The 25,737-nt window shown below is 69.9% G+C and carries 24 protein-coding genes; 14 read left to right on the plus strand and 10 right to left on the minus strand.

Annotation, left to right across the window (positions count from 1 at the left end; translation table 11 throughout):
- Positions 1 to 24 precede the first annotated feature (24 nt).
- Entirely contained in the window at positions 25 to 342 is a 318-nt protein-coding gene (locus RU09_RS02540; RefSeq protein WP_042537127.1) for a hypothetical protein, read from the minus strand.
- Positions 343 to 457: 115 nt separating this feature from the next.
- Here RU09_RS02540 and RU09_RS02545 point away from each other — a divergent pair, with 115 nt between their 5' ends.
- From RU09_RS02545 to RU09_RS02565, 5 genes are all read left to right on the plus strand, one after another.
- On the plus strand, positions 458 to 1,951 hold the full coding sequence (locus RU09_RS02545) for an L-serine ammonia-lyase, iron-sulfur-dependent, subunit alpha (RefSeq protein WP_042537129.1): 1,494 nt from the start codon (positions 458 to 460) through the stop codon (positions 1,949 to 1,951).
- 59 nt (positions 1,952 to 2,010) lie between these two features.
- On the plus strand, positions 2,011 to 2,763 hold the full coding sequence (locus RU09_RS02550) for an AAA family ATPase (RefSeq protein ID WP_042537131.1): 753 nt from the start codon (positions 2,011 to 2,013) through the stop codon (positions 2,761 to 2,763).
- Between the two features lie 44 nt (positions 2,764 to 2,807).
- Positions 2,808 to 3,404, plus strand: a complete 597-nt coding sequence (locus RU09_RS02555) for a TetR/AcrR family transcriptional regulator (RefSeq protein WP_042537133.1) — start codon at positions 2,808 to 2,810, stop codon at positions 3,402 to 3,404.
- A 78-nt stretch (positions 3,405 to 3,482) separates the two neighbouring features.
- Positions 3,483 to 4,259: an ABC transporter ATP-binding protein gene (locus tag RU09_RS02560; RefSeq protein WP_231567453.1), complete on the plus strand. Its 777-nt coding sequence runs from the start codon at positions 3,483 to 3,485 to the stop codon at positions 4,257 to 4,259.
- Complete coding sequence (locus RU09_RS02565) at positions 4,256 to 4,990, plus strand: ABC transporter permease (protein ID WP_042537135.1); 735 nt, start codon at positions 4,256 to 4,258, stop codon at positions 4,988 to 4,990. Before RU09_RS02560 ends, RU09_RS02565 begins: the two co-directional genes overlap by 4 nt.
- 21 nt (positions 4,991 to 5,011) lie before the next feature.
- On the opposite strand, the gene hrpB is transcribed toward RU09_RS02565, so the two are convergent.
- The 3 genes from hrpB to RU09_RS02580 all read right to left on the minus strand — a co-directional run bounded on the left by hrpB (position 5,012) and on the right by RU09_RS02580 (position 10,081).
- Positions 5,012 to 7,564, minus strand: a complete 2,553-nt coding sequence (gene hrpB, locus RU09_RS02570) for an ATP-dependent helicase HrpB (RefSeq protein ID WP_042537137.1) — start codon at positions 7,562 to 7,564, stop codon at positions 5,012 to 5,014.
- 191 nt (positions 7,565 to 7,755) lie between these two features.
- Positions 7,756 to 9,360: an SPFH domain-containing protein gene (locus tag RU09_RS02575; protein WP_042537139.1), complete on the minus strand. Its 1,605-nt coding sequence runs from the start codon at positions 9,358 to 9,360 to the stop codon at positions 7,756 to 7,758.
- Between the two features lie 292 nt (positions 9,361 to 9,652).
- Positions 9,653 to 10,081: a MarR family winged helix-turn-helix transcriptional regulator gene (locus tag RU09_RS02580; protein WP_042537141.1), complete on the minus strand. Its 429-nt coding sequence runs from the start codon at positions 10,079 to 10,081 to the stop codon at positions 9,653 to 9,655.
- A 293-nt stretch (positions 10,082 to 10,374) separates the two neighbouring features.
- Here RU09_RS02580 and RU09_RS02585 point away from each other — a divergent pair, with 293 nt between their 5' ends.
- The 6 genes from RU09_RS02585 (at position 10,375) to RU09_RS02610 (ending at position 15,947) form a co-directional block, all read left to right on the plus strand.
- The gene (locus RU09_RS02585; RefSeq protein ID WP_042537143.1) at positions 10,375 to 10,995 is read left to right on the plus strand and encodes a VanZ family protein; all 621 of its coding nucleotides are present in this window, start codon (positions 10,375 to 10,377) and stop codon (positions 10,993 to 10,995) included.
- A gap of 163 nt (positions 10,996 to 11,158) precedes the next feature.
- Positions 11,159 to 11,890, plus strand: a complete 732-nt coding sequence (locus RU09_RS02590; RefSeq protein WP_042537145.1) for an ABC transporter ATP-binding protein — start codon at positions 11,159 to 11,161, stop codon at positions 11,888 to 11,890.
- Positions 11,890 to 12,714 (plus strand): hypothetical protein, encoded by an 825-nt coding sequence (locus RU09_RS02595; RefSeq protein WP_042537147.1) that lies wholly within the window; start codon positions 11,890 to 11,892, stop codon positions 12,712 to 12,714. The genes RU09_RS02590 and RU09_RS02595 overlap by 1 nt, the downstream gene beginning before the upstream one ends.
- A 46-nt stretch (positions 12,715 to 12,760) precedes the next feature.
- A complete protein-coding gene (locus RU09_RS02600; protein ID WP_042537149.1) occupies positions 12,761 to 13,987 on the plus strand; it encodes a serine hydrolase domain-containing protein in 1,227 nt (408 codons plus the stop codon).
- Positions 13,988 to 14,055: 68 nt separating this feature from the next.
- On the plus strand, positions 14,056 to 15,291 hold the full coding sequence (locus tag RU09_RS02605) for a sensor histidine kinase (protein WP_082041007.1): 1,236 nt from the start codon (positions 14,056 to 14,058) through the stop codon (positions 15,289 to 15,291).
- Entirely contained in the window at positions 15,288 to 15,947 is a 660-nt protein-coding gene (locus tag RU09_RS02610; protein ID WP_042537151.1) for a response regulator, read from the plus strand. The genes RU09_RS02605 and RU09_RS02610 overlap by 4 nt, the downstream gene beginning before the upstream one ends.
- 70 nt (positions 15,948 to 16,017) lie before the next feature.
- Here the strand turns inward: RU09_RS02610 and RU09_RS02615 are convergent, their stop codons facing one another.
- From RU09_RS02615 to RU09_RS02625, 3 genes are all read right to left on the minus strand, one after another.
- Positions 16,018 to 16,458: a GNAT family N-acetyltransferase gene (locus RU09_RS02615; protein WP_042537206.1), complete on the minus strand. Its 441-nt coding sequence runs from the start codon at positions 16,456 to 16,458 to the stop codon at positions 16,018 to 16,020.
- A 194-nt stretch (positions 16,459 to 16,652) separates the two neighbouring features.
- Entirely contained in the window at positions 16,653 to 17,330 is a 678-nt protein-coding gene (locus tag RU09_RS02620; RefSeq protein WP_197065942.1) for a response regulator transcription factor, read from the minus strand.
- Positions 17,305 to 18,597: an ATP-binding protein gene (locus RU09_RS02625; RefSeq protein WP_082041009.1), complete on the minus strand. Its 1,293-nt coding sequence runs from the start codon at positions 18,595 to 18,597 to the stop codon at positions 17,305 to 17,307. The genes RU09_RS02620 and RU09_RS02625 overlap by 26 nt, the downstream gene beginning before the upstream one ends.
- Before the next feature lie 114 nt (positions 18,598 to 18,711).
- On the opposite strand from RU09_RS02625, the gene RU09_RS02630 reads away from it, so the two are divergent.
- Positions 18,712 to 20,256 (plus strand): PspC domain-containing protein, encoded by a 1,545-nt coding sequence (locus RU09_RS02630; protein WP_042537153.1) that lies wholly within the window; start codon positions 18,712 to 18,714, stop codon positions 20,254 to 20,256.
- On the plus strand, positions 20,253 to 20,618 hold the full coding sequence (locus RU09_RS02635; protein WP_231567454.1) for a hypothetical protein: 366 nt from the start codon (positions 20,253 to 20,255) through the stop codon (positions 20,616 to 20,618). The genes RU09_RS02630 and RU09_RS02635 overlap by 4 nt, the downstream gene beginning before the upstream one ends.
- A 116-nt stretch (positions 20,619 to 20,734) precedes the next feature.
- On the opposite strand, the gene RU09_RS02640 is transcribed toward RU09_RS02635, so the two are convergent.
- Genes RU09_RS02640 through RU09_RS02650 form a run of 3 tightly spaced genes read right to left on the minus strand, consistent with a single transcriptional unit; the run spans position 20,735 to position 24,668 of the window.
- Positions 20,735 to 21,955 carry an acyl-CoA dehydrogenase family protein gene (locus RU09_RS02640; RefSeq protein ID WP_042537155.1) on the minus strand — a complete coding sequence of 407 codons (1,221 nt, stop codon included), beginning with the start codon at positions 21,953 to 21,955 and terminating at the stop codon, positions 20,735 to 20,737.
- On the minus strand, positions 21,955 to 23,181 hold the full coding sequence (locus RU09_RS02645; RefSeq protein WP_042537157.1) for an acyl-CoA dehydrogenase family protein: 1,227 nt from the start codon (positions 23,179 to 23,181) through the stop codon (positions 21,955 to 21,957). Before RU09_RS02645 ends, RU09_RS02640 begins: the two co-directional genes overlap by 1 nt.
- Entirely contained in the window at positions 23,178 to 24,668 is a 1,491-nt protein-coding gene (locus RU09_RS02650; RefSeq protein WP_082041010.1) for an LLM class flavin-dependent oxidoreductase, read from the minus strand. Before RU09_RS02650 ends, RU09_RS02645 begins: the two co-directional genes overlap by 4 nt.
- Before the next feature lie 181 nt (positions 24,669 to 24,849).
- Here RU09_RS02650 and RU09_RS02655 point away from each other — a divergent pair.
- A partial coding sequence (locus RU09_RS02655) for an ABC transporter substrate-binding protein (protein ID WP_042537159.1) occupies positions 24,850 to 25,737 on the plus strand: 888 nt, incomplete at its 3' end.

Here is a 25,737-nt window from a genome sequence, read left to right on the forward strand (position 1 = left end):
GGTGGCGAGCGAGGTAGGAGTCGCTCAGTCGCCCTCGTCGGTCTCCGGACCGTCGATGACCCCGATCCCGACCGCTTCATGGTCGGGCTCGGGGTCGTTGCGCGTCGGGGCCTTGGGCTCTTCCGACGGCTCCTTCTCAGTGCTCGGCTCTTCGAGTTCGTCGTTGCTCGGAACCTCGGAGGGGTCCGCGTCTTCAGGAGAGTCGGCCTCGGCCGGCTTCTCGGCGGTGCTGCCCGTGTCCTTGAACTCGCCGGCATCGCCCGACGACGGTGTCGGGGTCGGCGTCTGGGCCTCGGGGTCGAGGCCGGAGGTCGGGTCCTGCTCAGGAGTGCTGTTCGTCATGGTGGTCCCTTTCACATCGGATGCACGACCAGGATCGATCTACGACTCCGCGGCGAGAAGGGCCTTGACGGCGATGCCCCGACCCGTCTTCCTGACCACGACGTAGGCTGAGGAGGTGACAGCGTACGTCTCGGCCTTCGATCTCTTCTCCATCGGAGTGGGCCCCTCGAGTTCCCACACGGTCGGGCCGATGCGGGCGGCGCTCGAGTTCGCACACCGGCTCCGCGCGACAGGAACGCTCGATCGCGTCGCGCGCATCGGATGCACCCTCTACGGCTCTCTCGGTGCCACCGGAATCGGACACGGCACACCCGATGCGGTCGTCGCCGGGCTGCGCGGTCTGGCGCCGGAAACCTGCGATCCGGCTGACGTGCGGTCAGCGTGGACCGACCTTCGCGATGGGGCGACGCTGCGAATCGACGGGTCTCACGAGATCCCGTTCTCGAAGACCGACATCGTGTTCGAGCCCCGCACCCGACTGCCCGGCCATCCGAACGCCATGACGATCACCGCGTGGGATGCCGCTGCGGGTGTCGTCGCCGAGGAGACCTACTATTCCGTCGGCGGCGGGTTCATCCGGCGGGATGGAGAAGACGCGAAGCTCGCCTCGGCGCCGCTGCCCTATTCGTATGCCGACGCCGCGTCTCTGCTCGCGCTGTGCGACGAGCACGGACTGTCCATCGCCGAGGTCGCGCGACTCAACGAGACCGCCGAGCGCCCGGAAGAAGAGGTCGCAGCCGGACTCGACGCGATCTGGGATGCCATGGCCGCGTGCGTCGAGAACGGACTGCACTCCGACGGTGTGCTCCCCGGCATGCTCAAGGTCAAGAGACGCGCGAGCATGATCCGCGCCCAGCTCGAGGAGGCAGAGGCCGACGGTCATCGCGAGCTGCCGGGGGAGTGGCTCGGCGCCTTCGCGCTCGCGGTGAATGAGGAGAACGCCGCGGGCGGTCGGGTCGTCACCGCTCCGACGAACGGTGCCGCCGGCATCCTCCCCGCCGTCGCGATGTACTGGTGGCGGTTCCTCGCAGACTCGGGCCTCGGCGCCGGCAATGCCGTGACGCCGTACGGAGAGCTGGTCGGCAGCGCGCTGCTCGGCTTCGACGGCACACGGGCGATCGACGCCGGCGGGGCCGATGACGATGAGGCTGTCGCCGATGCGAACCGTCGCCGCGGCATCAGGCGATTCCTGCTCACCGCCACGGCACTGGGCTCGCTGTTCAAGGCGAACGCCTCGATCTCGGGTGCCGAGGGAGGATGCCAGGCCGAGGTCGGCTCCGCCTGCGCGATGGCCGCCGGAGGGCTGACGGCCGTCATGGGCGGCACCAACCGGCAGATCGAGAACGCCGCCGAGATCGCGATGGAGCACCACCTCGGGCTCACATGCGACCCCATCGGCGGCCTCGTGCAGATCCCCTGCATCGAGCGCAACGCCATCGCGGCGTCGACCGCGGTCACGGCCGCCCGTCTCGCGCTGCGCGGCGACGGCAGCCACTACGTCTCGCTCGATGCGGTCGTCGAGACGATGCGCCAGACCGGCATCGACATGTCGACGAAGTACAAGGAGACCAGCGAGGGCGGCCTCGCTGTCAACGTGATCGAGTGCTGATCCGACCTCCCGACGGTCGCGTCGGTGGCTGCGGCTAGCCTCCTTCGGAGGAGGAACGCATGGAATCGATCTGGACCCCCGGCAGCCGTCGTCGACGAGAGCAGCCGGTCGTCGCCGTGCGAGCGAGCGACGACGCGCCGGAGGTCGGGCGGGTCTGGCCGATGAGCATCCCCGCGGTGGCCCAGGTGCTGGAGGAGGGGATCGACCTCTCGCCCGGGGTGACGTTCCTCGTCGGCGAGAACGGCAGCGGCAAGTCCACGATCGTCGAGGGGATCGCGATCGCCTACGGCCTCTCGCCCGAGGGGGGGTCGAAGTTCGCCAGACACAGCACGCGACCGACGGAATCACCGCTGTCGGAATGGCTGCAGCTGCAGCGAGGTGTCGGAGCGAACCGCTGGGGATTCTTCCTGCGGGCCGAGACGATGCATTCCTTCTACACGTACCTCGAAGAGAACCCCTCGCCGCGGGGAGACGTGCCGTTCCACGAGATGAGTCACGGCGAGTCGTTCCTCGCCCTCCTCGAGAGCCGATTCGACGAGCCGGGCTTCTACTGTCTCGACGAGCCCGAAGCAGCGCTGTCGTTCCAGTCGACGCTCACCCTCATCGCCGTGCTGCAGCGCATCGTCGACGACGGCGGCCAGGTGCTGTGCGCCACGCATTCGCCGGTGCTCGCTGCGCTGCCGGGCGCCCGGATCCTCGAGGTGGGTGACTGGGGCATCCGCCCTGCCGAGTGGAACGACCTCGAGCTCGTGAACCACTGGCGCTCGTTCCTGCAGGACCCGCCGCGGTATCTCCGGCACCTGCTCGACTAGGGGGCGCGTCCCGGCACCCCGGTCGCGGGTCGTAGGCTGACGCCATGACCGAGCAGCGTGCGCCGAGGAAGCGCGGTCGTCCGAGGGGTGGCTCGGACTCGCACGAGCGCATCATCGGTGCCGCCGTCGACGAGTTCGGCGAGCAGGGGTATGACGGGTCGACGGTGCGCTCGATCGCCAGCAGGGCCGGCGTGGATTCCGCGCTCGTGCATCACTACTTCGGCACCAAGGCCGATCTGTTCGCGGAGGCGGTCGGCATCCCGCTCCGACCTGACATCGATGTGCCCGGAATCGTCGCCGGTCCCCGAGGGGAAGTCGGCGAACGGCTCGTCCGCTATGTTCTCGAGGCGTTCGAGCAGCCCGACATCCGCCGACGCGGCGTGATGCTCATGCGCACCGCGATCGGCAGCCGGCTCACGACGCCGCTGCTGGCCGGGTTCCTCGCCCGCGAGCTCATCGGCAAGATCGCGAAGACGCTCGGCGTCGCGGATGCGGAGTTGCGGGCCGCCCTCGTCGCGTCGCAGATCGCGGGGCTGCTGCTCACGCGGTATGTGCTGAAGCTCGCACCGATGGCCTCCGCACCCGTCGACGACATCGTCGCGCGCGTCGGTCCCACCGTGCAGCGGTATCTCTTCGAGTAGTTCGGGGCCGACCCGACTCCACACCCACCACCACGGAACCCGTTGACCTCGCCGGCCGGCGAGCGCATAATTCATCACATGATGAATAACCCGGCGGTCGAGGTCGCAGGGCTGCACGTGCGCCGGGGGAAGACCGTCGTCTTCGACGGGACCGACCTGACGATCCCGCAGGGCGAGATCACCGGTCTGCTCGGGCCCTCCGGATGCGGCAAGACCACCCTGATGCGTGCGATCGTCGGCGTGCAGAGGGTCGCCGCAGGCACGGTGACGGTGCTCGGCGAACCGGCCGGATCGGCGCAGCTGCGCCATCGCGTGGCCTACGGCACTCAAGGCGCTGCCGTGTACGGCGACCTCACCGTGCGTCAGAACCTCTCGTACCTCGCGGCAGTGCTGAAGGCGCCGAAGGGCGATGTCGATCGGGTGATCGCGGAGGTCGGTCTCGGAGCGCAGGCGGGTCAGCTCGTCGAGTCGCTCAGCGGCGGCCAGACCACACGGATCTCGCTGGCCATGGCGCTCATCGGGTCTCCCGAGCTCATCGTCCTCGACGAGCCGACCGTCGGCCTCGACCCGGTGCTCCGCGTCGAGCTGTGGGATCTGTTCCGCGGGCTCGCTCAACGCGGAGTGACGATGATCGTCTCCAGCCACGTGATGGACGAGGCGCTGAGGTGCGACCGGCTCGTGCTGATGCGCAGCGGGCGGATCATCGCCGACACGACCCCGAAGGCCCTCCTCGCAGAGACCGGCACCGCCGACCCCGATGCGGCATTCCTCGCTCTGATCGAACGCGACAGTCGGATGCCGGACCGCCGGCCTCCCGGTACCACGAGGCGCGAGCGTCGGGAGGCGGCGGAATGAACGGCCGGCGGATCCTCGCCACAGCGGGCCGGGTGCTCGGTCAGCTGCGCCACGACCCGCGGTCGATCGCACTCATGCTCGTCGCGCCGAGCCTGCTGGTCGGTCTGTTCGCGTGGCTGTTCAGCGACCAGGACGGTGTGTTCGATCAGTTCGGCGGTGCGATCCTCGCGCTGTTCCCGTTCATCGTGATGTTCCTCATCACGTCGATCACGACCCTGCGCGAGCGCCGCTCCGGAACCCTCGAGCGTCTCATGACGACTCCGCTCGGCAAGGCGGACTTCATCCTCGGATACGCCCTGGCCTTCGGAGTCATGGCGCTGCTGCAGGCGGTCATCACCGTGTCGTTCGCGGTCGGTGTCTGCGGCCTCGATGTCGACGGCGAGCTGTGGCAGCTCGGACTCGTCGCCGTGGTCGACGCGCTGCTCGGAACAGCGCTCGGACTGCTCGCGAGCGCGTTCGCCGAGACCGAATTCCAGGCGGTGCAGTTCATGCCGCTGCTCGTCTTCCCGCAGATCATCCTCGGCGGTCTCTTCATGCCGCGGGATCAGATGCCCGATGTGCTGTACGCGATCTCCGGCTGGCTCCCGCTGAGCTATGCGATCGACACGATCAACGCGGTGACCGCCGGGGACGAGGGGTGGGACGTCTACGCCCCGTTGCTCGTGGTCGTCGCCTTCGGCATCGGAGCCCTCGTGCTCGCGTCGCTGACCCTGCGGCGCCGCACGCCCTGACGCCTCAGCGCCGGCCGCTGCTCAGCGCGCCGAGCGGTTCTTGGTGTGCTTCGTGGGCACGGCGGCCCAGGGATCCTCAGGCCACGGATGCCGTGGGTAGCGCCCTCGCATCTCGGCGCGCACCTGGCCATACGGACCGGACCAGAACGAGGCGAGGTCATCGGTGACCGCGAGCGGACGACCCGCGGGCGACAGCAGATGGAACAGCACAGGCACCCGCCCGTCGACCAGCCGAGGGGTCTCCGCCCAGCCGAAGCACTCCTGCAGCTTCACGGCCACGACAGGGCGGGCCGTGGCGTCGGCGGGGTCGGGGTAGTCGATGCGGATGCGCGAGCCGGTGGGCACCTCGAGGCGTTCCGGAGCCAGCTCGTCGAGTCGCGCGGCGTCGGGCCACGGCAGCAGGCGCCGCAGCGCTGACGTCAGAGAGATCCGCCCCGCAGGCGTGCCGCCGGCCAGCACGTCGAGCTCGGGAGCCAGCCATTCGTCGAGAGCGTCGAGCAGCCCGGCATCCGACACATCGGGCCAGGGGGCGCCCAGCTCTCGTCGCAGCAGCCCCAGTCGGCAGCGCAGCGCGGCGGCCGAGTCAGACCAGGTGAACATCTCGAGCCCCTCACGCCTGATCGCGCGGCGCACGGCGTCGCGCCCCTCCTGGGCCGATGCCCGCACAGGCGAAGACGAACGCAGGATCGCGCCGACGCGGCGCTCCCGCCGCGCCTGGACGCGGCCGGCCGTGAACTCCGCCTCGACGCGGTCGGTCAATAGGTGATTCGCGGCGCGCTCCATCTGCGCCTCGGTGAGCACGGCCGCCGATCGGATGATCGCGCCTGAGCCGGCAGTCGCCCGTGCCGAAGCGCGCGCGACGTCAGCGACCGCGAGCCACTCGACGGCCCCGAGCGGGCCGCGCACCCCGGCCCGGGTTCCGGATGCCAGCAGAAACGTCGCCCCTTCGGCGGTGCGCTCGACGCGATGGGCGATCCGCTCGGGGAACGCCAGGGCGATCACGAAGCCGACGCCGTCGAGGCCCGAGCGTGCGTCCGGTGTCGGACGGACCATGCGCTCGAGGCGATTCGCATCGTCGCGCCATCGTCGCGCGTCCGGTGTGCGTCCGCCTCGCAGGGTGATGAGTGCGTGAGCGACGTCGGCCTCGGCGATACGCAGGTCGCCGCCGAGCACCGCGACGACCTCGGCCGCGAGGCGGCTGCCGACCACGGGGCTCCCGTCGCGGAGCGCGCGGGCAAGGCGGGGGTCAGCAGGAACTCGTGCGAGGGCACGGCCTTCGGCGGTCGCGCGACCCTCGTGGTCGATCGCGCCGAGACTGCGAAGCACCGAGACGGCATCAGCCAGGTTGTCTGCGGGCAGCGGATCGATCATGCGCAGACCTGCGCCACCCGGAGCGCCCCAGCAGGCGAGCAGCAGAGCGGCATCCGCGAGGTCGGTCACCGCGATCTCCGGAGCCGGGCGTGCAGGCGCTGCCGCATAGGAGCGCTCGTCGACGCAGCGGATGACGACGCCGGGGCCCTGGCGTGTGGCTCGACCGGCGCGCTGCACGCACGATGAGCGTGACGCGGCGGTCGTGACCAGACCCGTCATGCCGCGGGTCGCGTCGCGCTGCGGATGCCGCGAGAGACAGCTGTCGACCACCAGACGCACACCGGGCACCGTGAGCGAGGACTCGGCCAGCGATGTCGTGACGATGATGCGCGGCCTGTCGTTCGGGGAGCGGCCGCGGATCACGGCGTCCTGTTCCGCCGCGGGGATCTGGCCGTGCAGCTCCCGCACGTCGAACGCATCGCTCGTGTCGCGGATGCGACGGGCGATCTCCGAGACCTCGCGTGCGCCCGGTGCGAAGACCAGCACGTCCGCGTCGGGGTTCTCGCGTCGCAGATCGAGGGCCGCTGACGTGGTGGTGCGGGCGACGTGGTCGAGGAACCCTCTGGTGACTCCGCGCTCGTCGAGGCGCGGCGTCGCGCTCGGCGCCCAGCACTCGGCGAGCCGGAAAGCGGGGACGTCGTGGTCGACGACCGGAGCCGGACGGTCATCCGCGCCGAGGACTGCGGCGATGCGCGCGGCGTCGAGCGTGGCCGACATCGCGACGACGACGAGGTCGTCCCGCAGCTCGCGGACCTCCGAGAGCAGGCCGATCAGCAGATCGGTCTCCAGTGCGCGCTCGTGCACCTCGTCGATGATGACGGCATCCACGCCGTCGAGGCCCGGGTCGTCGATCATGCGCCGCAGCAGCACTCCCGCGGTGACGAACTCGACCCGGGTCTGCGGTCCCGCCGAGCGCTCCCCGCGCACCGTGAAGCCGACGCGGGTGCCCAGCGGGGAGCCGTCGAGCTGCGCGAGGCGCCGCGCAGCTGCCCGGGCGGCGACGCGACGAGGCTGGGTGACGATCACTCGTCCGGTCGATCGCGATGCGAGGAGCGGCGGCACGAGGGTGGTCTTGCCCGTGCCGGGCGGTGCGCTCACGACCACCGAACCGCTTTCGTCCAGGGCAGTCGAGAGCTTGTCGAGGGCGGCCGCGAACGAGAGCCCGGCGCCGATGGCGGCGAGGTCGAAGGCGGCGGGCATCATCACTCCAGTCTGCCCCGCCGGAGAACGGCGTTCACAATTCAGCATGAAGATGCTCGACCTGTCCCAGAAAGTGATCCTGGCCCCCGACGCCCCGATTCATGCTGAACAGTAAACGGTGCGCTCCCCGAGATGACGGATGCCGCGACCGATCCGGCCGCGGCATCCGCTGTGTGCTGTGTGCTGTGTGCTGACTACTCCGCTGCCGGAGCCGGCGGTGCGGGCGGCGGCGGGGTGGTCGGGGTCGACGTGCGGGTCGCCGGAGCAGACGGCGCGGATGCCGCAGCCACCCCCTCACCGATGCCGCGGCCGACGGCCTGACCCTGGATGATCGACGCGAGGTCGAGTCCGGTCGCCGAGCTGACGCTGTCGAACACCGACTTCAGCGCCTTCGCGCTGTCGGCGCCGACGAGGTTCGACGCGCCGTCCTCGCCCGAGCTGCCGATGATCGACACGTTGCCGATCGCGGCGTAGCCCTTCGAGAACTCCGCCATGATCGACGGCAGCACGTCGAGCACGCGCTGCGACAGGAACGCGTCCTGGTTCGACGCGATGGCCTTCGCCTCGGCCTCGACGGCGGCGGCTCGCGCCTCACCCTCGGCACGGATGGCGTCTGCCTCGGCGTTCGCACGCAGGCGGCGGGCCTCGGACTCGGCCTCGGCCTGCGCCCGAAGGGCGTCTGCCTCACCGGTCGCACGCGCGATCGCGGCTGCGGCCTCACCGTCGGCCTTGGCCTTGTCGGCCTGGGCCTGCTGCTCGGCGATGCGGGTGCGGGCCTCGGCCTGCTTGACCTGCTCGATCGCGCCGGCCTCGGCTGCGCGCTCACGCGTGTAGAGCTCGGCCTGTGCGCGGGTCTCGGCCTCGTATCGCTGAGCGTCGGCGACGCGCTTGACGTCGGCGTCGAGCTGAGCCTGACGGTTCTCGGCCTGCTGCTGCAGAACGGCCTGCTGAGCCTGCTCACGGGCGAGGTTCTCGGCCTGCTCGGCCTCGGCGCGCGCACGGCCGATGCCGGCGTTGGCGTTGGCGGTGTTCGTGTCGAGGGCGGTCTGCTCGACCAGGTTGGCTTCCTGGTTGGCGATGTTCTTCTGGTTGATCGCGCGGTCGGCGTTGGTCTGCGAGATCTCCGCCGACTGACGCTTCGCCTGGATCTCGGGAGCACCGAGCGACTGGATGTAGCCGACCTTGTCGGTGATGCCCTTGATCTGGAACGAGTCCAGGATCAGACCCTGCTCGGCGAGCTCCTGCGAGACATCGGCGGCGATCTGGTCGGAGAACTTCTTGCGCTCGCGCATGAGCTCGACGACCGAGAGGGTCGCGACGATGCCACGGAGCGCACCTTCGAGCTGCTCGGTGGTGAACTGCTCGATGGCCTTGTCCTGCGAGGCGAAGCGCTCGGCGGCGCGGCGCACGAGGATGGGGTCGGAGCCGATCTTCACGATCGCGACGCCGTCGACGTTGAGCGTGACGCTGTCGAGCGACTGGGCCTCGGCGTTGAGCGAGACCTGACGCGAGCGCAGCGAGATGATCTCGTGGCGCTGCGTGATGGGGTTCACCAGCGACTTGCCGTTCACGATGACCGTGACGGGCGACTCCGACATCTCGTCTCTGGTCGAGCCGTCTGCGCCGATGACGGCGCGCGCCACCTTCTGTTTGCGTCCCGAGATGACGAGCGCCTCATCGGCGCGCGCCACCTTGATCCAGCTGCGTGCGAACAGCAGCAGGATGAGCAGGACGACGATAGCGATGGCTATGCCGATGCCGACGATGATGAGGATGCCTACGACTCCGGCGATCTCCATGGATGACCTCCCTGGTTCCCCCCGAGGGGGCGGTCTCGGATGCCGGCGCGGCCGCGCGGGCGTTCACGCTCCACCCTGCCAGAGATCGGGGGATGCCGTCGAAGGAGTCGACGTCGGGATGCGCCTCGGGAGGAGAAATGCGCTTGGGGAGGAGGTCTCAGCTCGAGATCTCCTCCCGTGGGGCAGATCTCCTCCCGTGGGGCAGGTTTCTCCCGCGGGCAGGCTTCTCCCGTGGGGCAGATCTCCTCCCGTGGGGCAGGTTTCTGTCGTCAGGCCGAGGCCTGCGCGCCGCTCAGTGGCCGCGGAGCTTCTCCGCCAGGTCGCGCAGCGTCCTCAGCTCGGCGTCGTCGAGTCGCGACATCCGCTCGGCGATCGAACGGCCATGCACCGTGGCGACGCTGCGGAACTCTCGGACACCGGCATCCGTGGCCCTGATCAGCGCGCCGCGCCCGTCATCGGGGTCGGGGCACTTCGCGACGAGTCCGCGGGCGACCATGCGGTCGACGAGACGAGAGACGCTCGGCTGGCTGATCAGCATGTTCGCGGTGACATCGCGCAGGCGAGCTGACATCCCGGGGGAGCGGGTCACGGTGAGCAGGACGTCGTACTCGGCCTGCCCGAGATCGGTGTGATCGAAGTCGGTGTTCATCTCGGTGAACAGCTCGTGCTGTGCGCGGAACAGGCTCTCCCAGGCCTCGAGGGCGAGCTTGCGATCGGTCATGGAGAACAGCGTACTGGCAACAGTAAAGGGCCGGTCGGAGAGGCTCCCGACCGGCCCTTGTCCCTTGCACCAAGAGTGTCCTGCAATCACATGCGGTGTATGCCACAGCAAACATTCACCGTGCGATCACTCTATAACGGCGAGGTAACGAATGCAACGGTTTGGTCACGGAATCTTCGGCACTCACGAAGCTTCGCGCTGGTCGAGCTCGGTGAGCCTCGCGGCAGATCCGGTCCTCTGTACGATCGGGGCGGTGCTCTCGCACCTCCTCCCACAGTCTCCGGAAGCAGTGAATGAAGTTCGTCGAAGTCCCCATGCTCCCGATCGTGATCCCCTTCGGAGTCGTGATCTTCCTCGTGCTGATCTGGGTGCTCCGCTCCCGTGGGGCCGTGACGCTTCCCCGGGCGAGTGTCGCCGCGGTCCTCGCGATCTATGCGGGTGGGGTGCTCGCCAACACGGTCTTCCCGATCTTCCTCCGTGTCGGGACAGGGTTCTATGACGGGCCGCGCCCGTTGCCGCTCTACCTCGTGCCGTTCGTCGACTACGGGCTCGAGGACGCGCTCATCAACGTCGCGGTGTTCGTCCCGCTCGGTGTGCTCGTCCCCCTGCTCACCGCCCGGCCGCGCTGGTGGAAGGTGGTGGCGATCGTCGCCGGTGCGAGCCTCGCCATCGAGCTGACGCAGATGGCCACCGCCCGGCTCGCTCTCGGCGGACACCTCGCGGACATCAACGACTGGATGACGAACATCCTGGGCGGGATCATCGGCTACGGCCTGATCGTCCTCGCGACGCGCTCGAAGGCCGTCGCGGGATTCGTCGAGCGATTCCGGTGGCCGGCGCGCGAGCGTCCCCGCAGCCAGCCAGCCGGGGTCCCGAAGCCGGGTCGCGGGCGTGTCAACCAGGGCGAGGCCTGATGCGTCGCTGATGTAGGGGGAGGTCCGGAGCGGGGCGACGGCCCTCGCGAGGCCTTCTGTTCCGTTCCCGGGATCCGGATCCGACGACGACTGTCCTTTCGGACAGGGCGATCCCGTGCGGCCGGCGGGGGTGCTCGAGAGCCGCGCTGGCGAGGCTGGAGACATGAACATCTCCACATCTCCGCCGCTCCACGCGCGCGGACTGCACAAGTCCTTCCATGGACGCTCTCGCGTCGACGGAGTCGGTTTCACGATCGCGTCAGGGAGAGTCGTCGGCCTGCTCGGGCCCAACGGCGCCGGCAAGACCACCACGATCCGCCTGCTGCTCGGACTCATCGCCGCGGACCAGGGCGAGGCGCTGGTCTTCGGGCGCCCCTACCGCGACCTCGAGCGGCCGGCCACGATGGTCGGCGCCGTTCTCGACGCCGGCGGTCTGCACCCCGCCCGCACCGGACGTGAGCACCTGCGCATCGCCGCGGCCCGCGCCGACGTCGCCCCCCAGCGCGTCGATGTGGTCCTCGCCGAGGTGGGCATGACCGCCGACGCCGACCGCAGATCCGGCGGATACTCGCTCGGCATGAAGCAGCGCATCGCGGTCGCGGCAGCGCTTCTCGGAGAGCCGAAGCTGCTCGTGCTCGATGAGCCCTCCAACGGCCTCGACCCCGCCGGCATGCGCTGGCTGCGTGATCGCCTGCGGGCCTTCGCAGATGCCGGAGGGACGGTGCTGCTCTCCTCACACCTGCTCTCCGACGTGCAGGACATCGCCGACGACATCGTCGTGATCGCCGAGGGGCGGGTCGTCGCCGACGTGACGTTGGCGGATGCCGTCGCCACAGCGAGCGGAGACCTCGAGGGCTACTACCTCCAGGTCACCGGAATCGCGGGGGTGCGCTGATGTTCCGCGCAGAACTCCTCGGACTGACCACGACCACAGCGACGAAGGTCAGTGCGCTCGTCGCCGTGATCGGACTCATCCTGACGCAGCTGATGTTCGTGACCGTGCTCCCGGCGCTGGCTCGCGGCGACATCGGTCCCGGCGCAGAGGCGCTCGGTGCCGACCTCCCCGTGCTCGACCTGACATCTCCGGCGGCGCAGCTCGACGCGATCAATCCGCTCGGCGCGTCGATGGGAGGCGGGTCGATCGGCATCGCGCTCCTCGCCATCGTCCTGCTCGGCACCCTCGCCGGCACCAGTGACGACCGGTACGGCGGCATGGTCGGCGCAGCCCTCGCGTCGCCCCGTCGTGGTCGCATCGTCGCGGGCAAGGCCATGGCCGTCGCAGTCGTCGGTGTCGTCATCGGCGCCCTCATGGCGGTTGTCAGTCTCGCCGCCCTGCTCGTCGCGCTCGCGACGACCGCAACGCCTTTCACCGCGGGCGTCGGTGACGTCGTCGCCACCCTGGGGCGGGGCGTCGTCGCAGTCGCGGGCCTCGCACTGATCGGCCTCGCGGTCGGCATCCTCGTGCGGACGCAGCTCGCCGGCATCCTCACCATGCTCGCGGTGCTCTTCGCCGAACCGCTCGTCACCGCCATGACCTCGCTGATCGGCGGCGGCTCCGCGCCCGTCTGGACGCAGTTCCTGCCGGTCGCGCTCGCGCAGAACGTCATTCACGGCGGGTCGGCCGGGGTGCCTGTCGGAGTGGCGCTGGCGGCCCTCGCCGCCCTCTCCGCGGCGGCGCTCGCCGCGGCATCCGTCGCTCTGTCCCGGCGCGACCTCTGATGCCCGACGCATCCGACACGACCCATCCGACGGGAAAGGACACGACATGAACGACATCCCCACACCCCAGAACCATCCCGCCCCCAGACGCAGGATGCGGACGGTGATCGCGATCGCGGCCGCCGCCGTGCTCGTCGCGGGAGCGATCACAGCGGGCGCGCTCTTCCGGGCGTCCGATCGACCGGCCTCGTCCGCGGATGCGGAGGCGACCAGCGCGCTCGAGACGAGATTGCAGTCTCTCGTCGACGCCGGCTACCCGGCGGCCCTCGCATCGGTGACCTCGCCGGATGGTGAGGTCGAGAACGCGGTCGCCGGCGAGGGCGACATCGAGACCGGCCAGGCGCCTCCACCCGACGCAGAAGTGCGGATCGCCAGCAACACCAAGATGTTCGTCGCGACGATCGTGCTTCAGCTGGTCGACGAGGGCCTCGTCGACCTGGACGCTCCGATCGACACGTATCTTCCCGGGCTGATCAGGGGAGCGGGGATCGACGGCGCCGGCATCACCGTGCACCAGCTGCTGCAGCAGACGACCGGTCTGCCGGAATACGCCGACCGGATCGCGGCCGATGCCTTCGGCGCGCAGGAGAAGTACATCTCTCCGCGGGACATGCTCGACATCGCCCTCACTCGCCCTGCGAGCTTCGCGCCGGGGGAGAGATGGGAGTACAGCAACACGAACTACCTGGTGCTCGGGCTGCTCATCGAGGCGGTGACCGACCGCGCGATCGCCCAGCAGATCGATGAGCGCATCGTGACGCCGCTGGGACTCGAACACACGTACTTCCCCGCCCCCGGTGAGCTCCCGCTCCGCGGGGAGCACCCCACCGGTTACCACGCCGACGTTCCGGGAGAGCTGCGTGACATCTCCGCCATGGACACGTCATTCGCCTGGTCGGCCGGAGCCATGGTGTCCACCCCGGCAGAGCTCAACACCTTCATGCGCGCTCTGCTGAACGGCGAGCTGCTGAGCGGTGCCGGGCTCGAGACGATGAAGACCACCGTGCCGGCGGGCGATGAGCTCTGGCCCGAGGCGGAGTACGGACTCGGTCTGCAGCGGTACCCGCTCAGCTGCGGAGGATTCGCCTGGGGGCACGGAGGCGACATCCCCGGCACCCAGACGCGCAACGCCGTCGCACCTGACGGCACCGCTGTCACGATCGCAGTGACCGCGCTTCCCTGGGCGGTGGTCTCCCCGGATGACGACGAGGTGCTGCTCGAGCAGTATCGGATCGTCGTCGAGGCGCTCGATGAGACACTGTGCGATCGGTGATCACACCTCGATCGATCCCGGGTCCTGCCTCCCGACGGGGGTGGGGCCCGGCGTGGTTGACTGAGTCCATGTCCCCTGCGGAGCCGCCCTCCCGGCGCGCCGAACGCGTGCGCCGCGCGATCCCGCCGATTCTCGTGCTCGCTGCGGCGGTCGGCTACATCGGAGCCGACCTGTGGATCGACGAGCTCCCCGCAGCGGTGCCGGGCGATGTGTCGCCGTTCGCCCACGCCGCTCTGGTCGCCCTGCAGGCCGTCCTGCTCGTCTTCCGCCAGCGCGCACCCATCAGCGTCTTCGCCGGCGCCGTGCTCCTCGATGCCGTGATCCTGGCGACCTCGGCGGGGGAGCTGGGGGTCGGCTCGCTGGGCGTGATCCTCGCCGCCTATGCGATGGCTCGGCGCAGCCCGCGCAACCCGGCGCTGACGGCGCTCGCCCTCGGCGCGCTCATGACCACCGGCGTCGGCGCGAGTGCGCTGCTCCTGGGGTCACGCGAATCGGCGCTCGTCCTGATCCTCACCGTGATCGCGCGCATCGCCCTGCAGTACGCGGCACCGGCGGCCGTCGCCGAGTACGTGCGCGGGCGCGAGCGTCTCGCGGATGCGCTGCAGGAGCAGGCGAGGATGGCCGAGCACGAGCGGCGCGAGCGCGCCGAGCGCGAGGTGCGTGCCGAGCGCGAGGCCCTCGCGCGGGAACTGCACGACATCGCCGGGCATCACCTCTCGGGGATCATCGTGAGCGCCCAGGCCGCCACCGCTCTCACCCGCAGCGATCTCGACCGGGCGCGGGAGATGATGCAGACGGTCCAGGACGATGCCCGCATCGCGCTCGCCGACCTCCGACGGACGGTCGGGCTCCTGCGCAGCGATGACGACGCACCTTCGGGTGCCCCGAGCCCGGTGCCGACCATCGCCGGCATCCCTGCGCTCGTGGATATCGCGCGGGAACGGGGCCAGCGCGTCGCACTCGCCGCCGTCGGGGATGCGCGTCCGGTGGGTGCGCTCGCCGAGACCACCGCGTACCGGATGGTGCAGGAGTCGCTGGCGAACGTCGCCAGACATGCGCCCGGCGCGGCGGGAGCCGTGACCGTGCGGTTCGGAGCGGATGCCGTGGAGATCACGGTCGCCAACGAGCCCTCCGCCGAAGTCCGGACGCGGGAGACGACCGACAGCTCGGGCGCCGGCTACGGGCTCTCCGGCATGGCGGAGCGGGCCGAACTCATCAGGGCGCACCTGTCAACAGGGCCCGACGACGACGGCGGATGGACCAATCGCCTGAGCATCCCCTACGACGGACGGAGCACCCCATGATCCGTGTTCTCATCGCCGACGACCAGGCCGTCGTGCGCGCCGGGCTCGCCGTCATCCTCGGAGCCGAGGCCGACATCGAGGTGATCGGCGAAGCGGTCGACGGCGCCGACGCCGTGAGTCTCGCCCGCAGCCTCCGCCCCGACGTCGTCTGCATGGACATCCGGATGCCGGGAACAGACGGCATCGCAGCCACACGCGAGATCGTCGGAGACGCAGCCCTGGCGACCGACGTGCTCATCCTCACCACCTTCGATGTCGACGCCGATGTCTTCGCCGCTCTCGAGGCAGGCGCCGCCGGGTTCCTCCTCAAGGGCGCCGACGAGCACACGCTGCTCGCCGCGGTCCGCTCGGTGGCCGCCGGCGACGGAACACTCGACCAACGCCTGACCCGCCGCATCCTGCACGAGTTCGCCGACCGCCGTCGAGCGAGCAGCGCGCAGGTTCCGGCCGAGGGGCCTCCGCTCACCGAGAGGGAACTGGATGTGCTCCGACTCCTCGCCGAGGGGCTGTCGAATGCCGAGATCGCCGACCGTCTCTTCGTGGAACTGACGACCGTCAAGTACCACCTCGCCGGCATCCTCCAGAAGACCGGAGCCCGCGACCGCCTGCAGGCCGTGCTCTGGGGGATCAGGGCCGGGGTCGTCGAGGCGGGATGACTGGGGCCGCACCGTGGCCCTCAGATGAACGTGCTCAGCGCGTGCCGGTCGCTGTCCTGTCGTCCCGCGTCTATCCGTTCTGCCCATCGTCCCGCGGCGCTGGCTCGATGAGCCTGAACAGCCCGGTCATGTCGCCGGGGCCGAAACCGCGAGAGGTGTAGAGGTCGGTGCCCGCGGCGGTCGAGAACAGTCCGACGAAGGCCGTTGCCGGGGAGACCATGGCGATTCGCTCCGTCAGGCGATCCAGCATGCGCGCCCCCAGGCCGGTCCCCTGAAAGGCCGGGAGGACGGCCAGGTCCTGCACGTAGAAGTACTTCACGCCGTCTCCGACGACGCGCCCCATGCCTACAGCCGCGTCTCCGGCATACGCGACCACGCCGAACGTCGAGCCGGCCAGGGAATCTGCGATCGTCGCCCAGTCGAAGGCGTCGTGCCAGCCCACCGATTCCGCGATCGATCGATGCTCGGCAGCCGTCGCCACCCGGTCGAGGATTGTTGTCGCTTCAGCCATCTCGGTCCGTTCGCGTGTCTGGGGGCGTGACGATGTCGCACTCGGATCGCCGTGATCGAGCATCGCCGAGCATTCTGCCACGGCCAGCGCTGCACGACCTCAGCGAGCTCGAGCGTCTGCTCGGAAAGCTCACGGCCGACCCCGGCATACGCTGAGTCGCACGCTGCCCGAGGCATCCCGAGGAACAGCCCCCGCTAGAGCAGTCGACGCTGCGAGGCCCACACCGTGAGTTCGTGGCGCGACGACAGCTGCAGCTTCCTCAGCACCGATGAGACGTGCGTCTCGACCGTCTTGATCGAGATGAACAGCGCTGCGGCCACCTCCTTGTAGGCGTATCCGCGGGCTATCAGCCGCATCACCTCCTGCTCGCGTGCCGACAGTCGATCGAGTTCGTCGGTCGTCGTGGCGATCTCGCCGGCGACCGCGCCGAAAGCGTCGAGCACGAACCCGGCGAGCCGCGGCGAGAACACCGCATCCCCGTCGGCGACGGCGTGCACGGCGCGGCTGACCTCCCCGCCGGATGAGCCCTTCGTGATGTAGCCGCGCGCACCGGCGCGGATCACCCGCACGACGTCGGCTGCGGCATCCGACACGCTCAGCGCCAGGAACCGGGCCGTCGTGGGCAGCGAGCCGCGGATCACCGACTCGCCGCCGGTGGAGTCGTCGCCGCTGCCACCCGGAAGGTGCACGTCGAGCAGCACCACATCGGGCACGGTCTCGCGGATCATCGCAATGGCGGACGGCACGTCGGCTGCCTCCCCGATCACCTCGACGCTCGCATCGAGATCGGCGCGGAGTCCCGAGCGGAAGATCGAATGGTCGTCGACGATCACGATGCGGATGCTGTCAGCCACGAGCGTCCTCGCCTTCATCCGTGTTCGCCGGCGCGTTCGGCGCCTGCGCGTTCGTCGCGCCCCGCGGCACGGTCGACAGTCGCAGATGCACCTCGGTGCCGCTCTCATCGCTGCGCACGGTGCCCGAGCCCCCGGCTCGACGCATCCGACCGATGATCGACTCCCGCACGCCCAGGCGGTCGCCCGGCACGTCGTCCAGTCGGAAGCCCGGACCCCGATCACGCACGAAGACGTCGACGTCGGTCGCATTGCCCTCGATGTAGACAGAGACCTCCCCCGTCGCGTGCCGTGCGGCATTCAGCATCGCCTCTCGCGCCGCCGCGGCGAGTTCCCCGCTCGCACGCTCGGTGGAGAGGCCCGCCGAGACCACCTCGATCCGCACCGGGTAGTCGAGTTCCAGGCCCCCGGCATAGTCGCGCAGGTCGGTCGCCAGATCGCTGTCGGCCGGGGCATCGCCGTCGTACAGCCAGGCTCGCAGCTCGCGCTCCTGCGCCCGTGCGAGCCGAGCCGCCTCGCTCGATGCGCCCGCCCTGTTCTGGATCAGCGCGAGGGTCTGCAGCACGGAGTCGTGCAGGTGCGCGGCCATCTCGCTGCGCTGCTCCTCACGGATGCGCCGCACGCGTTCGCCCGCCAGGTCGCGCCACCGCGGAATCAGGGTCGACAGCAGCACGGCGAGGATGCCGGCGAGCGGGACCAGCACGAGTGCGACACCGGTGCTGCCGACAGGCCGGGTCAGGAGCAGGCCGAACAGCATCGCGAGGAGCGCGATCGAGAGGATCCTGACCAGCATCGTGTGTCGAGGTCCCCGGGCGGTGTCGGTGCGATCGATCAGGGTCGCCCACAGCCCGGCCCCGGTCGCCGCCCCCACGGTGCCGAACACGACCACGGCCGCCGCATCAGGCGGAATCGTTCCCGAGAGCCAGTCGCTGCCGCCGCGCCAGAAGAGCACGATGAGCATGCCGACGCTCGCAGGGACGAGCAGCATCCAGGCCACGGGCACCCGTCGCGACGGGGTGCCGTCGCCGTCGGCCCAGGGCGTGAACGCCCAGCACCAGGCGTAGAGCAGGATGCCGGCCCCGCCGCACATCGTGAGAGCGATGAAGAGCGCACGGACCATCCACACCCGCACGCCCAGGTGACGGGCGAGACCCGCGCTGACGCCTGCGACCAGGCAGTCGCGGTCGCGTGTCAGGGCCTGACGCGGCTCGGGCTGGAGGTCTCCTCCCGCTCGCGACGACACGGCGGAGCGAGAGGGTCGCGCAGACGCGGTCGCGGAAGAGGACATGTCGACATCCAATCATCCGGCGCGCGGATCCGTGACCTCCCCTGGAGAGAATCAGGGGTCGCTCAGGGGTTCACCCCATGGCAGGGATCCGACCGGGGGAGACAGGATTGACACATGACGATTCCGACCGCGCCACCGCCTCCCGCCGACCAGGCCAGCCCGCCGAGGACGGCCGTTCCGCACGGCGCCGAGCGATTCCTCCTGTGGGTCGCCGGTCTCGGAGTGGTCCGCTCTGACGGATGGCTCGGTGGGGTCGCCGCCGGCATCGCCGCCCGGTTGCGGATCGACCCGCTGATCGTGCGCGGCGTCCTCGTGGTCGCAGCGCTCTTCGGCCTGCCGGTGATCTTCCTCTACGCCCTCGCCTGGGCGCTGCTGCCGGATCTCGACGGCCGGGTCCACGTCCGCGACCTGCTGCGGCGGGACTACCAGCCCGTGCAGCTCGGTCTTCTGGGCATGGCCGTCGTCGGGCTGATCCCGACGGCTCCGCTCACCGGACGCCTGTTCGGGTTCGGATACGAGAGCTGGTCAGCGCTGGCGGTCTTCAGCTGGATCGTCGGGCTGGTCATCGTGGGTGGCCTGCTCTTCCTGATCGTGCGTGCTGCAAGCCGCACCCCGGGTGCTTCCGCGCCTGATCTGCCGGTGGCTTCCGCAGATCCGGCGGCCCCGGAGGCATCCGTTCCCCTCGGCGGTTCGGGTACCGCCGAGGGGGCGGATGCCACATCCGCCGCCTCGTCCGAGGTGTACGCCGCACCGGCCGCGTTCATCGACGACGCACCGCCCGCACCACCCGCGCCGCTTCCCTCCGGGGTGCAGGACCCGGCCGAGGTCGCCGCGTGGCGGATCCAGCATCGGGCGTGGAAGGAGCAGGACCAGGCGTGGCGCCGGCGGCAGCAGGATGCCGAACGCATGGCGCGCGATCAGGTCAGACGCGAGCGTCAGGCGGAGGCAGCGGTGTTCGCCGCCGAGGCCGCGGAGCGCCGTCGCATTCGTCGCGCCTCCCGCCCACGCGCGGGTCTCGCGATCGTCGCCTCGGTCATCGGCCTCGCCATCGTCGTCGGCGCTCTGGTCGGGCTCGGCAACGGCGACGCCGCAGTCGGCGGTGCCCTCGGCCTGCTGTCGGCCGCACTGGTGCTCGCGATCGGGATGATCGTCGCCGGTGCCCTCCGACGGCGCAGCGGCTTCCTCGCCTTCGCGACCGTGCTGACGCTCGTCGCCGGACTGGTGGCCGGCGGGTTCTCCGCCTTCCAGGGCGTGAGCATCGGCTGGGCATCGATCTCGAACAACGAGGCCGCGCACGTGCGCCAGCCGTTCGGTGACCTCTCCATCTCGCTCAACCGGCATGACGACGCTCCGCGGCCGATCGTCGTGGAGAAGGGTGCCGGCAGCACCTGGATCTCCGTCGACCCCGGTGTGCAGCTGCAGCTGCGGGCGACCGTCGGAACCGCCGACGTGAGCTGGACGCGGGTCGAGGCCGGCACCGGCGCGATCATCGACAGCGGCACATGGACGGCGACGGAACGCGACGGCGAATCGGTCGTGGCCGAGACGATCTCGGCCGAGAACGCACCGACGACGACCGTGCAGCGTGTGACCATCGCGCAGACCAGCGGCGAGATAGACATCACCCTCATCGAGGCTGAGGAAGAGGACGAGCGATGAGCACTCAGACGACCACCGAGGCGGGCACAGCAGGGGCGACCGCTGCATCCGCACCCCACGCCGAAGCGGTCACCCCGCCTCGCACCCGCTGGGCTGCCATCGTCTGGGGCGTCCTGTTCGCCGCCGTGGCGGCGACCTCGCTCTGGCTCATCGCCGACGATGACCGCCGCTCGGGCGTCGCCGACTGGGCGCTCACCCTCACACCCGTCACGATCAGCACTCTCATGATCCTGACCATCGGTGTGCTCCTGCTCGTCACCGGCGCGACGGCGTTGCTCCGCACGGTGCAACGCCGGACGGTGCAGCGCCGAACGAACGCCAGCATCCCGCCGCAGTCCGTCGACGATCTTCCCATCGAGTAGCTCGAGGGGCGTGGTTCACGAGGCACCCGGCTCATGCGGCTTCGGCCAGAGAACCGGGTGCATGCGTCGTTCCGTCCGCCTCGAGAGGGGCGAGGTGGGCAGCCTCGGTGAACGTCTCAGCGCTCGGCCGTGCTCGCCTCCAGAACCTTCGCCTGCCCGACCGACCAGACGAACTCGGGCGTCCGGCCGTTCACGGCGTGGTCGCCGAGCTGTCGGGCCTTGAAGATCCACGGGTTGTGCGATGACACGGTGCGAGCGTTCCGCCAGTGGCGGTCGAGAGCGGTGCCCGACCTCACGGCAGATGCGCCGAGCGTGTCGAACAGCCGAGAGGCGGCGCGGGGCACCAGGTCGGTGAGCACGATCTGCGCCTGCGCCGAGCGGAGTTCGGCCGCGATCACGGCAGCCTCCGTCTCCGGTGTGCCCAGCACGTCTGCTGCGTGCTGGACCGCTCGAGCGACGTCGAGCACGAGCGCCCTGGCCGTCGCACTCGTCGCCGTCAGCTCGCCGACGATCTGCAGGATCTGAGGGTCGTCGGCCACTCGCTCGGCGCTGCCGTGGCTGTAGGTGCGAGTGCGTGCCCGCACCTGAGCGACGGTGTCGCGCTCGATCGCGGCGGCGATCCCGGCCAGCACCGACAGCAGCGTCAGCTGATAGACCGCCGTCTGGAATGGGAACCGCGACGTGAACGGCTCGACGTCGTCTTCATCGACCGAGGCGTCCGTGAACACGGCAGTGCCGGTGCCCGTCAGCGGCTGTCCGAAGCCGTCCCAGTCGTCGGAGATCTCCACTCCGTCCTGATGCCTGCGGATGAGGGCGGTCACGGTCGTGCCGTCGAGGTCGACGGTCGCGTCGATCCACTCCGCGAAGATGCTGCCCGTCGTGTAGAACTTGCGTCCGTCGACGCGCCAGCTTCCATCAGGGCGTCGGGTCACGCGCGTCGCATTCGTCCCCACTGCGGCGGCACCGTTCTCCGACCACGCGTTGCCGACCAGCTCTCCGTCGGCGATGCGCTCGAGCCAGCGGGAGCGCCGCTCACTCGGCGTCGCAGCCAGGATGTGCTCGACGTAAGCGATGTGGCCACGGAAGATCTGCGGGAGGTTCGAGTCGGCCGCGGCGAGCTCGATCAGCACCTCGGCGAAGGATTCCCAGTCCAGCCCGAAACCGCCGTGCTCGATCGGCAGCCGGAGCCGACCGAAGCCCGCTGCGCGGAGGGCGGTGACCTGGGCGAACGGCAGCTCGTGATCCTTCTCCCGCGCGACCGTGCCCGCCGCGATCTCTGCGATGACCGGGCGCAGTCGCTCCCGCACGGCATCGAGCCGCCGCGTCTGCTCGCCCATCAGGTGTACAGCGAGATCGGCTGGAGCTCGCCGTTCAGCGTCCAGGCGCCGACCTCGAGCTTCTTGTAATCGATCGGATCGTGCAGCGAGTGCGTGCGGATGTTCCTCCAGAACAGGTCCAGCCCGACATCCGCACGCGCGGAACTCGAGCCGGTGATCTCGAAGATCCTGTTCGCGACCTCGATGCCGACCTCGGTCGAGACGACCTTGACCTTGGCGATCTCGATGGCCAGTTCCCCTCGGCGCGCCGCCGTGACCCCGTCTCCCTCATCCACGACCTCGTCGAAGAGACGCCCGGCGCGGTCCGCCAGCGCCTCGACCGCCGCGATCCGCGAAGAGAACTCGCCCACGACGCGCTGCACGAACGGGTCGTCGCGGTACGAGTCGGCCTGGCTGAGGAACCAGGCGCGCGGGCGTGCACGGACGATGTCGAGTCCCCGGGCGAGTGCTCCCTCGGCGACACCGAGGTAGAGGTTGCCGAAGGCGAGCTGGATGCCTGGCGTGATCAGCGTCGAGAAAGGCTCGTCCCCGAGTTCGCCGAGCACGTCGTCGGCAGAGACGCGCACGTCTTCGAAGCGGACGGACCCGCTCGCCGACAGCCGCTGTCCCAGTGCATCCCAGTCGCCGAGATATCGGATGCCGTCGCGGTCGTGGTCCAGCACGACGAACAGCACCTGACCGTCGCGCTCGCCGCCGCGCACGAGTGCGGCCGCCAGCACGACGTCGCCGGCCGAGGCACCGGTCGAGAAGCGCTTGAGACCGTTGAGTCGATACCCCTCGCCGTCGACGGTCAGTTCGAGGTCGGGGTCGGTCGGGTTCACGGAGTCGCCCCACACCCATCGGCCCTCTGTGGTCTTGCGGTGCCATCTCTCCTGCACCGACGGGTCGGCTGCGAAGCCGATGTTGCCCGAGTTGATGTAGTGGTACGCGAGAACCTGGGCGACCGACGCATCGGCGCGCGACAGGACGCGGATGACGAGGAAGGCCGTCTCCCAGTGCGCACCGCCACCCCCGAACTCGGCCGGCTGCAGAAGCGTCACCAGCCCCGCCTCGCGGAGCAGGTCGAGCTCGACTGTCGGGTCCTGATTCGCTCGGTCGCGCTGCAGCGCATCGCTCTCGAGCTCGGCGGCGACGCGCTCGGCGATGCCGCGCCAGTGCGCGCGTTCTTCGGCATCCGCCGTTCCCGTCCATCGGCTGCGGTGGGTGGTCTCTGCGATGACGCTCATCGGACGCCCTCCTTCTCGGTGAGTTCTGTCAGGTCGTCGAGTTCCGCCGGAGCGGAAGCGGCCGCTGCATCCACCAGCGGCCCGCCGAGCGTGCCGTCGAGAGCCGACGCGCCGCCCTCGTAGGCGCCGCGGTAGGCGTGCGCGGGATGCCACTCGGGCACCACGGGGGAGCCGTCGCCGCTGAGTCGTCCGCGCAGCGTGCCCTCGGGGTAGGCGTCCCAGGTGCGCCCGCGGCGGCGGAGCTCGGGCACGAGGTGGTCCACGATGTCCTCGAACGACCCGGGTGTCACGACGTAGGCGATGTTGAAGCCGTCGACACCGCCGACCTCGACCCATCGTTCGAGCTCGTCCGCCACGGTCTGCGGGCTGCCCACGATGACGGGACCGATGCCGCCGATCCCGACGTAGTGGGCGATGTCGCGAGGCGTCCACTTGCGCTCCGGATCGGCCTTGGTGAAGACCGAGAGGGCGGATCGTCCGGCATCCGTGTCGACGTATTCGAGGGGGACGTCGGGGTCGTACTGCGACAGGTCGAGTCCCGTCCATCCGGCATAGAGTGCCAGCGCGCCCTCGACCGAGACATAGCGGCGATAGTCATCGAGCTTCGCCTGAGCCTCCTCGTCCGTCGCCGCGACGACGACCGTGACCAGGGTGAGGATCTTGACCGAATCCCGCGGGCGCCCGAGAGCCTCGGCGCGATCGCGGATGTCGTCGGTGACCGGACGCGTCGCCTCCGGACGCAGTCCGTTGATGAAGATCGCCTCGCCGTGCTTCGCGGCGAACTGGCGTCCGCGAGGGGAGGCGCCCGCCTGGAACATCACCGGCGTGCGCTGCGGGCTGGGTTCGGCGAGATGGATGCCGGGAACCCGGTAATGCCGCCCCTCGTGGCCGATCGGGTGCACGCGCGACGCATCCGCGAAGACGCCGGCCTCCCGATCGCGCAGCACGGCGGTGTCCTCCCACGACCCTTCCCACAGCTTGTACGTGACGTCGAGGAACTCCTCGGCGATCTCGTACCGGTCGTCGTGCGCGATCTGCGTGTCGAGTCCGAGGTTTCGGGCGGCGGAGTCGAGATAGCTCGTCACGACGTTCCATCCCACGCGGCCGCGCGTGAAGTGGTCGAGAGTCGAGAACCGGCGCGCGAGCGCGTACGGCTGCTCGTAGGTCGTGGCGACGGTCACACCGAATCCGAGATGCTCTGTCGCGTGCGCCATGGCGGAGATCTGCACGACGGGGTCGCCGAGGGGAACCTGCGTCGCATCACCGAGCGCGGTGGCGGCCGAGTCGCGATAGACGTCGTACGTCCCGAGCACGTCAGCGATGAAGATCGCATCGAACCTGCCCCGCTCGAGGGTCTTCGCGAGATCCACCCAATAGTCGAGATCGTGGTACCGATCGGCCTGGTTGTCAGGGTGCCGCCAGAGTCCTGGAGCCTGATGAGTCACGCAGGTCATGTCGAAGGCGTTCAGGATGATGCGGCGAGACATGGTGCTCCTCAGGAGATCGGGGACGTCGCGACCATAGCCACTCGAGCCGTGCGGCGACCCGCCGGATGACTCTTCGCGTCGCTCCACGACGAACTGTTACGTCCCCGATGCGGCGGTCGTCCCTCGGCTCCTAGCGTGAGCGCCGATCTGCTTCCCCGACCCGACGCCTTGAGGAGCCCCCATGTCATTCCTTCCGAGCCGCCGTCGCCGGCGCGTCCTCCTCGGTGCCGCCGCTCTGACGGCCGCGACCATCGCCGTCGCCGGCTGCGCGACCCAGAGCCCCGAGTCCGGTGGTGAGGGCGCAGACGGCGACTTCTCGGGCCAGACCCTCAATGCGCTGCTCATCACGTCGCACGAGGGCGCAGGAAACTGGCTCAAGGAGCACTTCGAAGAGGAGACCGGCGCTGAGGTGAACCTCACGATCGTGCCCTACGACGAGATCGGCTCGACCCTCGCCCTCGACCAGCAGTCGGGCGCGAACACGTTCGACGTCGCCGCTCCCTGGTACGTGTCGATCGGGGACCTCGCCGAGGGCGGCTCCATCCAGGACCTCACCGACTGGATCGACGAGACCCCGTCGCTCGACACCGACGACTTCATCCCGTCGATCAACGACCCGTACACATTGGTCGGCGACCGCCGCTACGGCCTGCCCTTCGACGGCGACACGCACGTGCTCTTCTACAACAAGGAGATCCTCGAGCGGAACGGCATCACCGAGCCCCCCGCGACCTGGGACGAGTACCTCGCAGATGTGAAGACCATCACCGAGAACGAGGGTGATGACGGCGTCTACGGATCCGCGATCTTCGGTCAGAAGTCGCCGCTGATCCTCGGCGCCGCCTACGCGAACCGCCTGGCGGGCTTCGGCGGCGAGTTTGTCGACGAGGACGGCAAGCCTACGATCAACTCTCCGGAGGCTGTGGCAGCAGCCGAGGCGCTGGTGGATGCGGTGCCCTACGCCTTCCCGACGGCTGCCGAGACCGACTTCGGCGTCGGCAACGGCGCGTGGTACGACGGCAAGGTCGCGTTCATCGAGAACTGGACCGACCTGGGCGTGGGCTCGGAG

Origin of the sequence: Microbacterium sp. MEJ108Y, assembly GCF_000834175.1 — a bacterium.
Lineage (GTDB): Bacteria > Actinomycetota > Actinomycetes > Actinomycetales > Microbacteriaceae > Microbacterium > Microbacterium forte.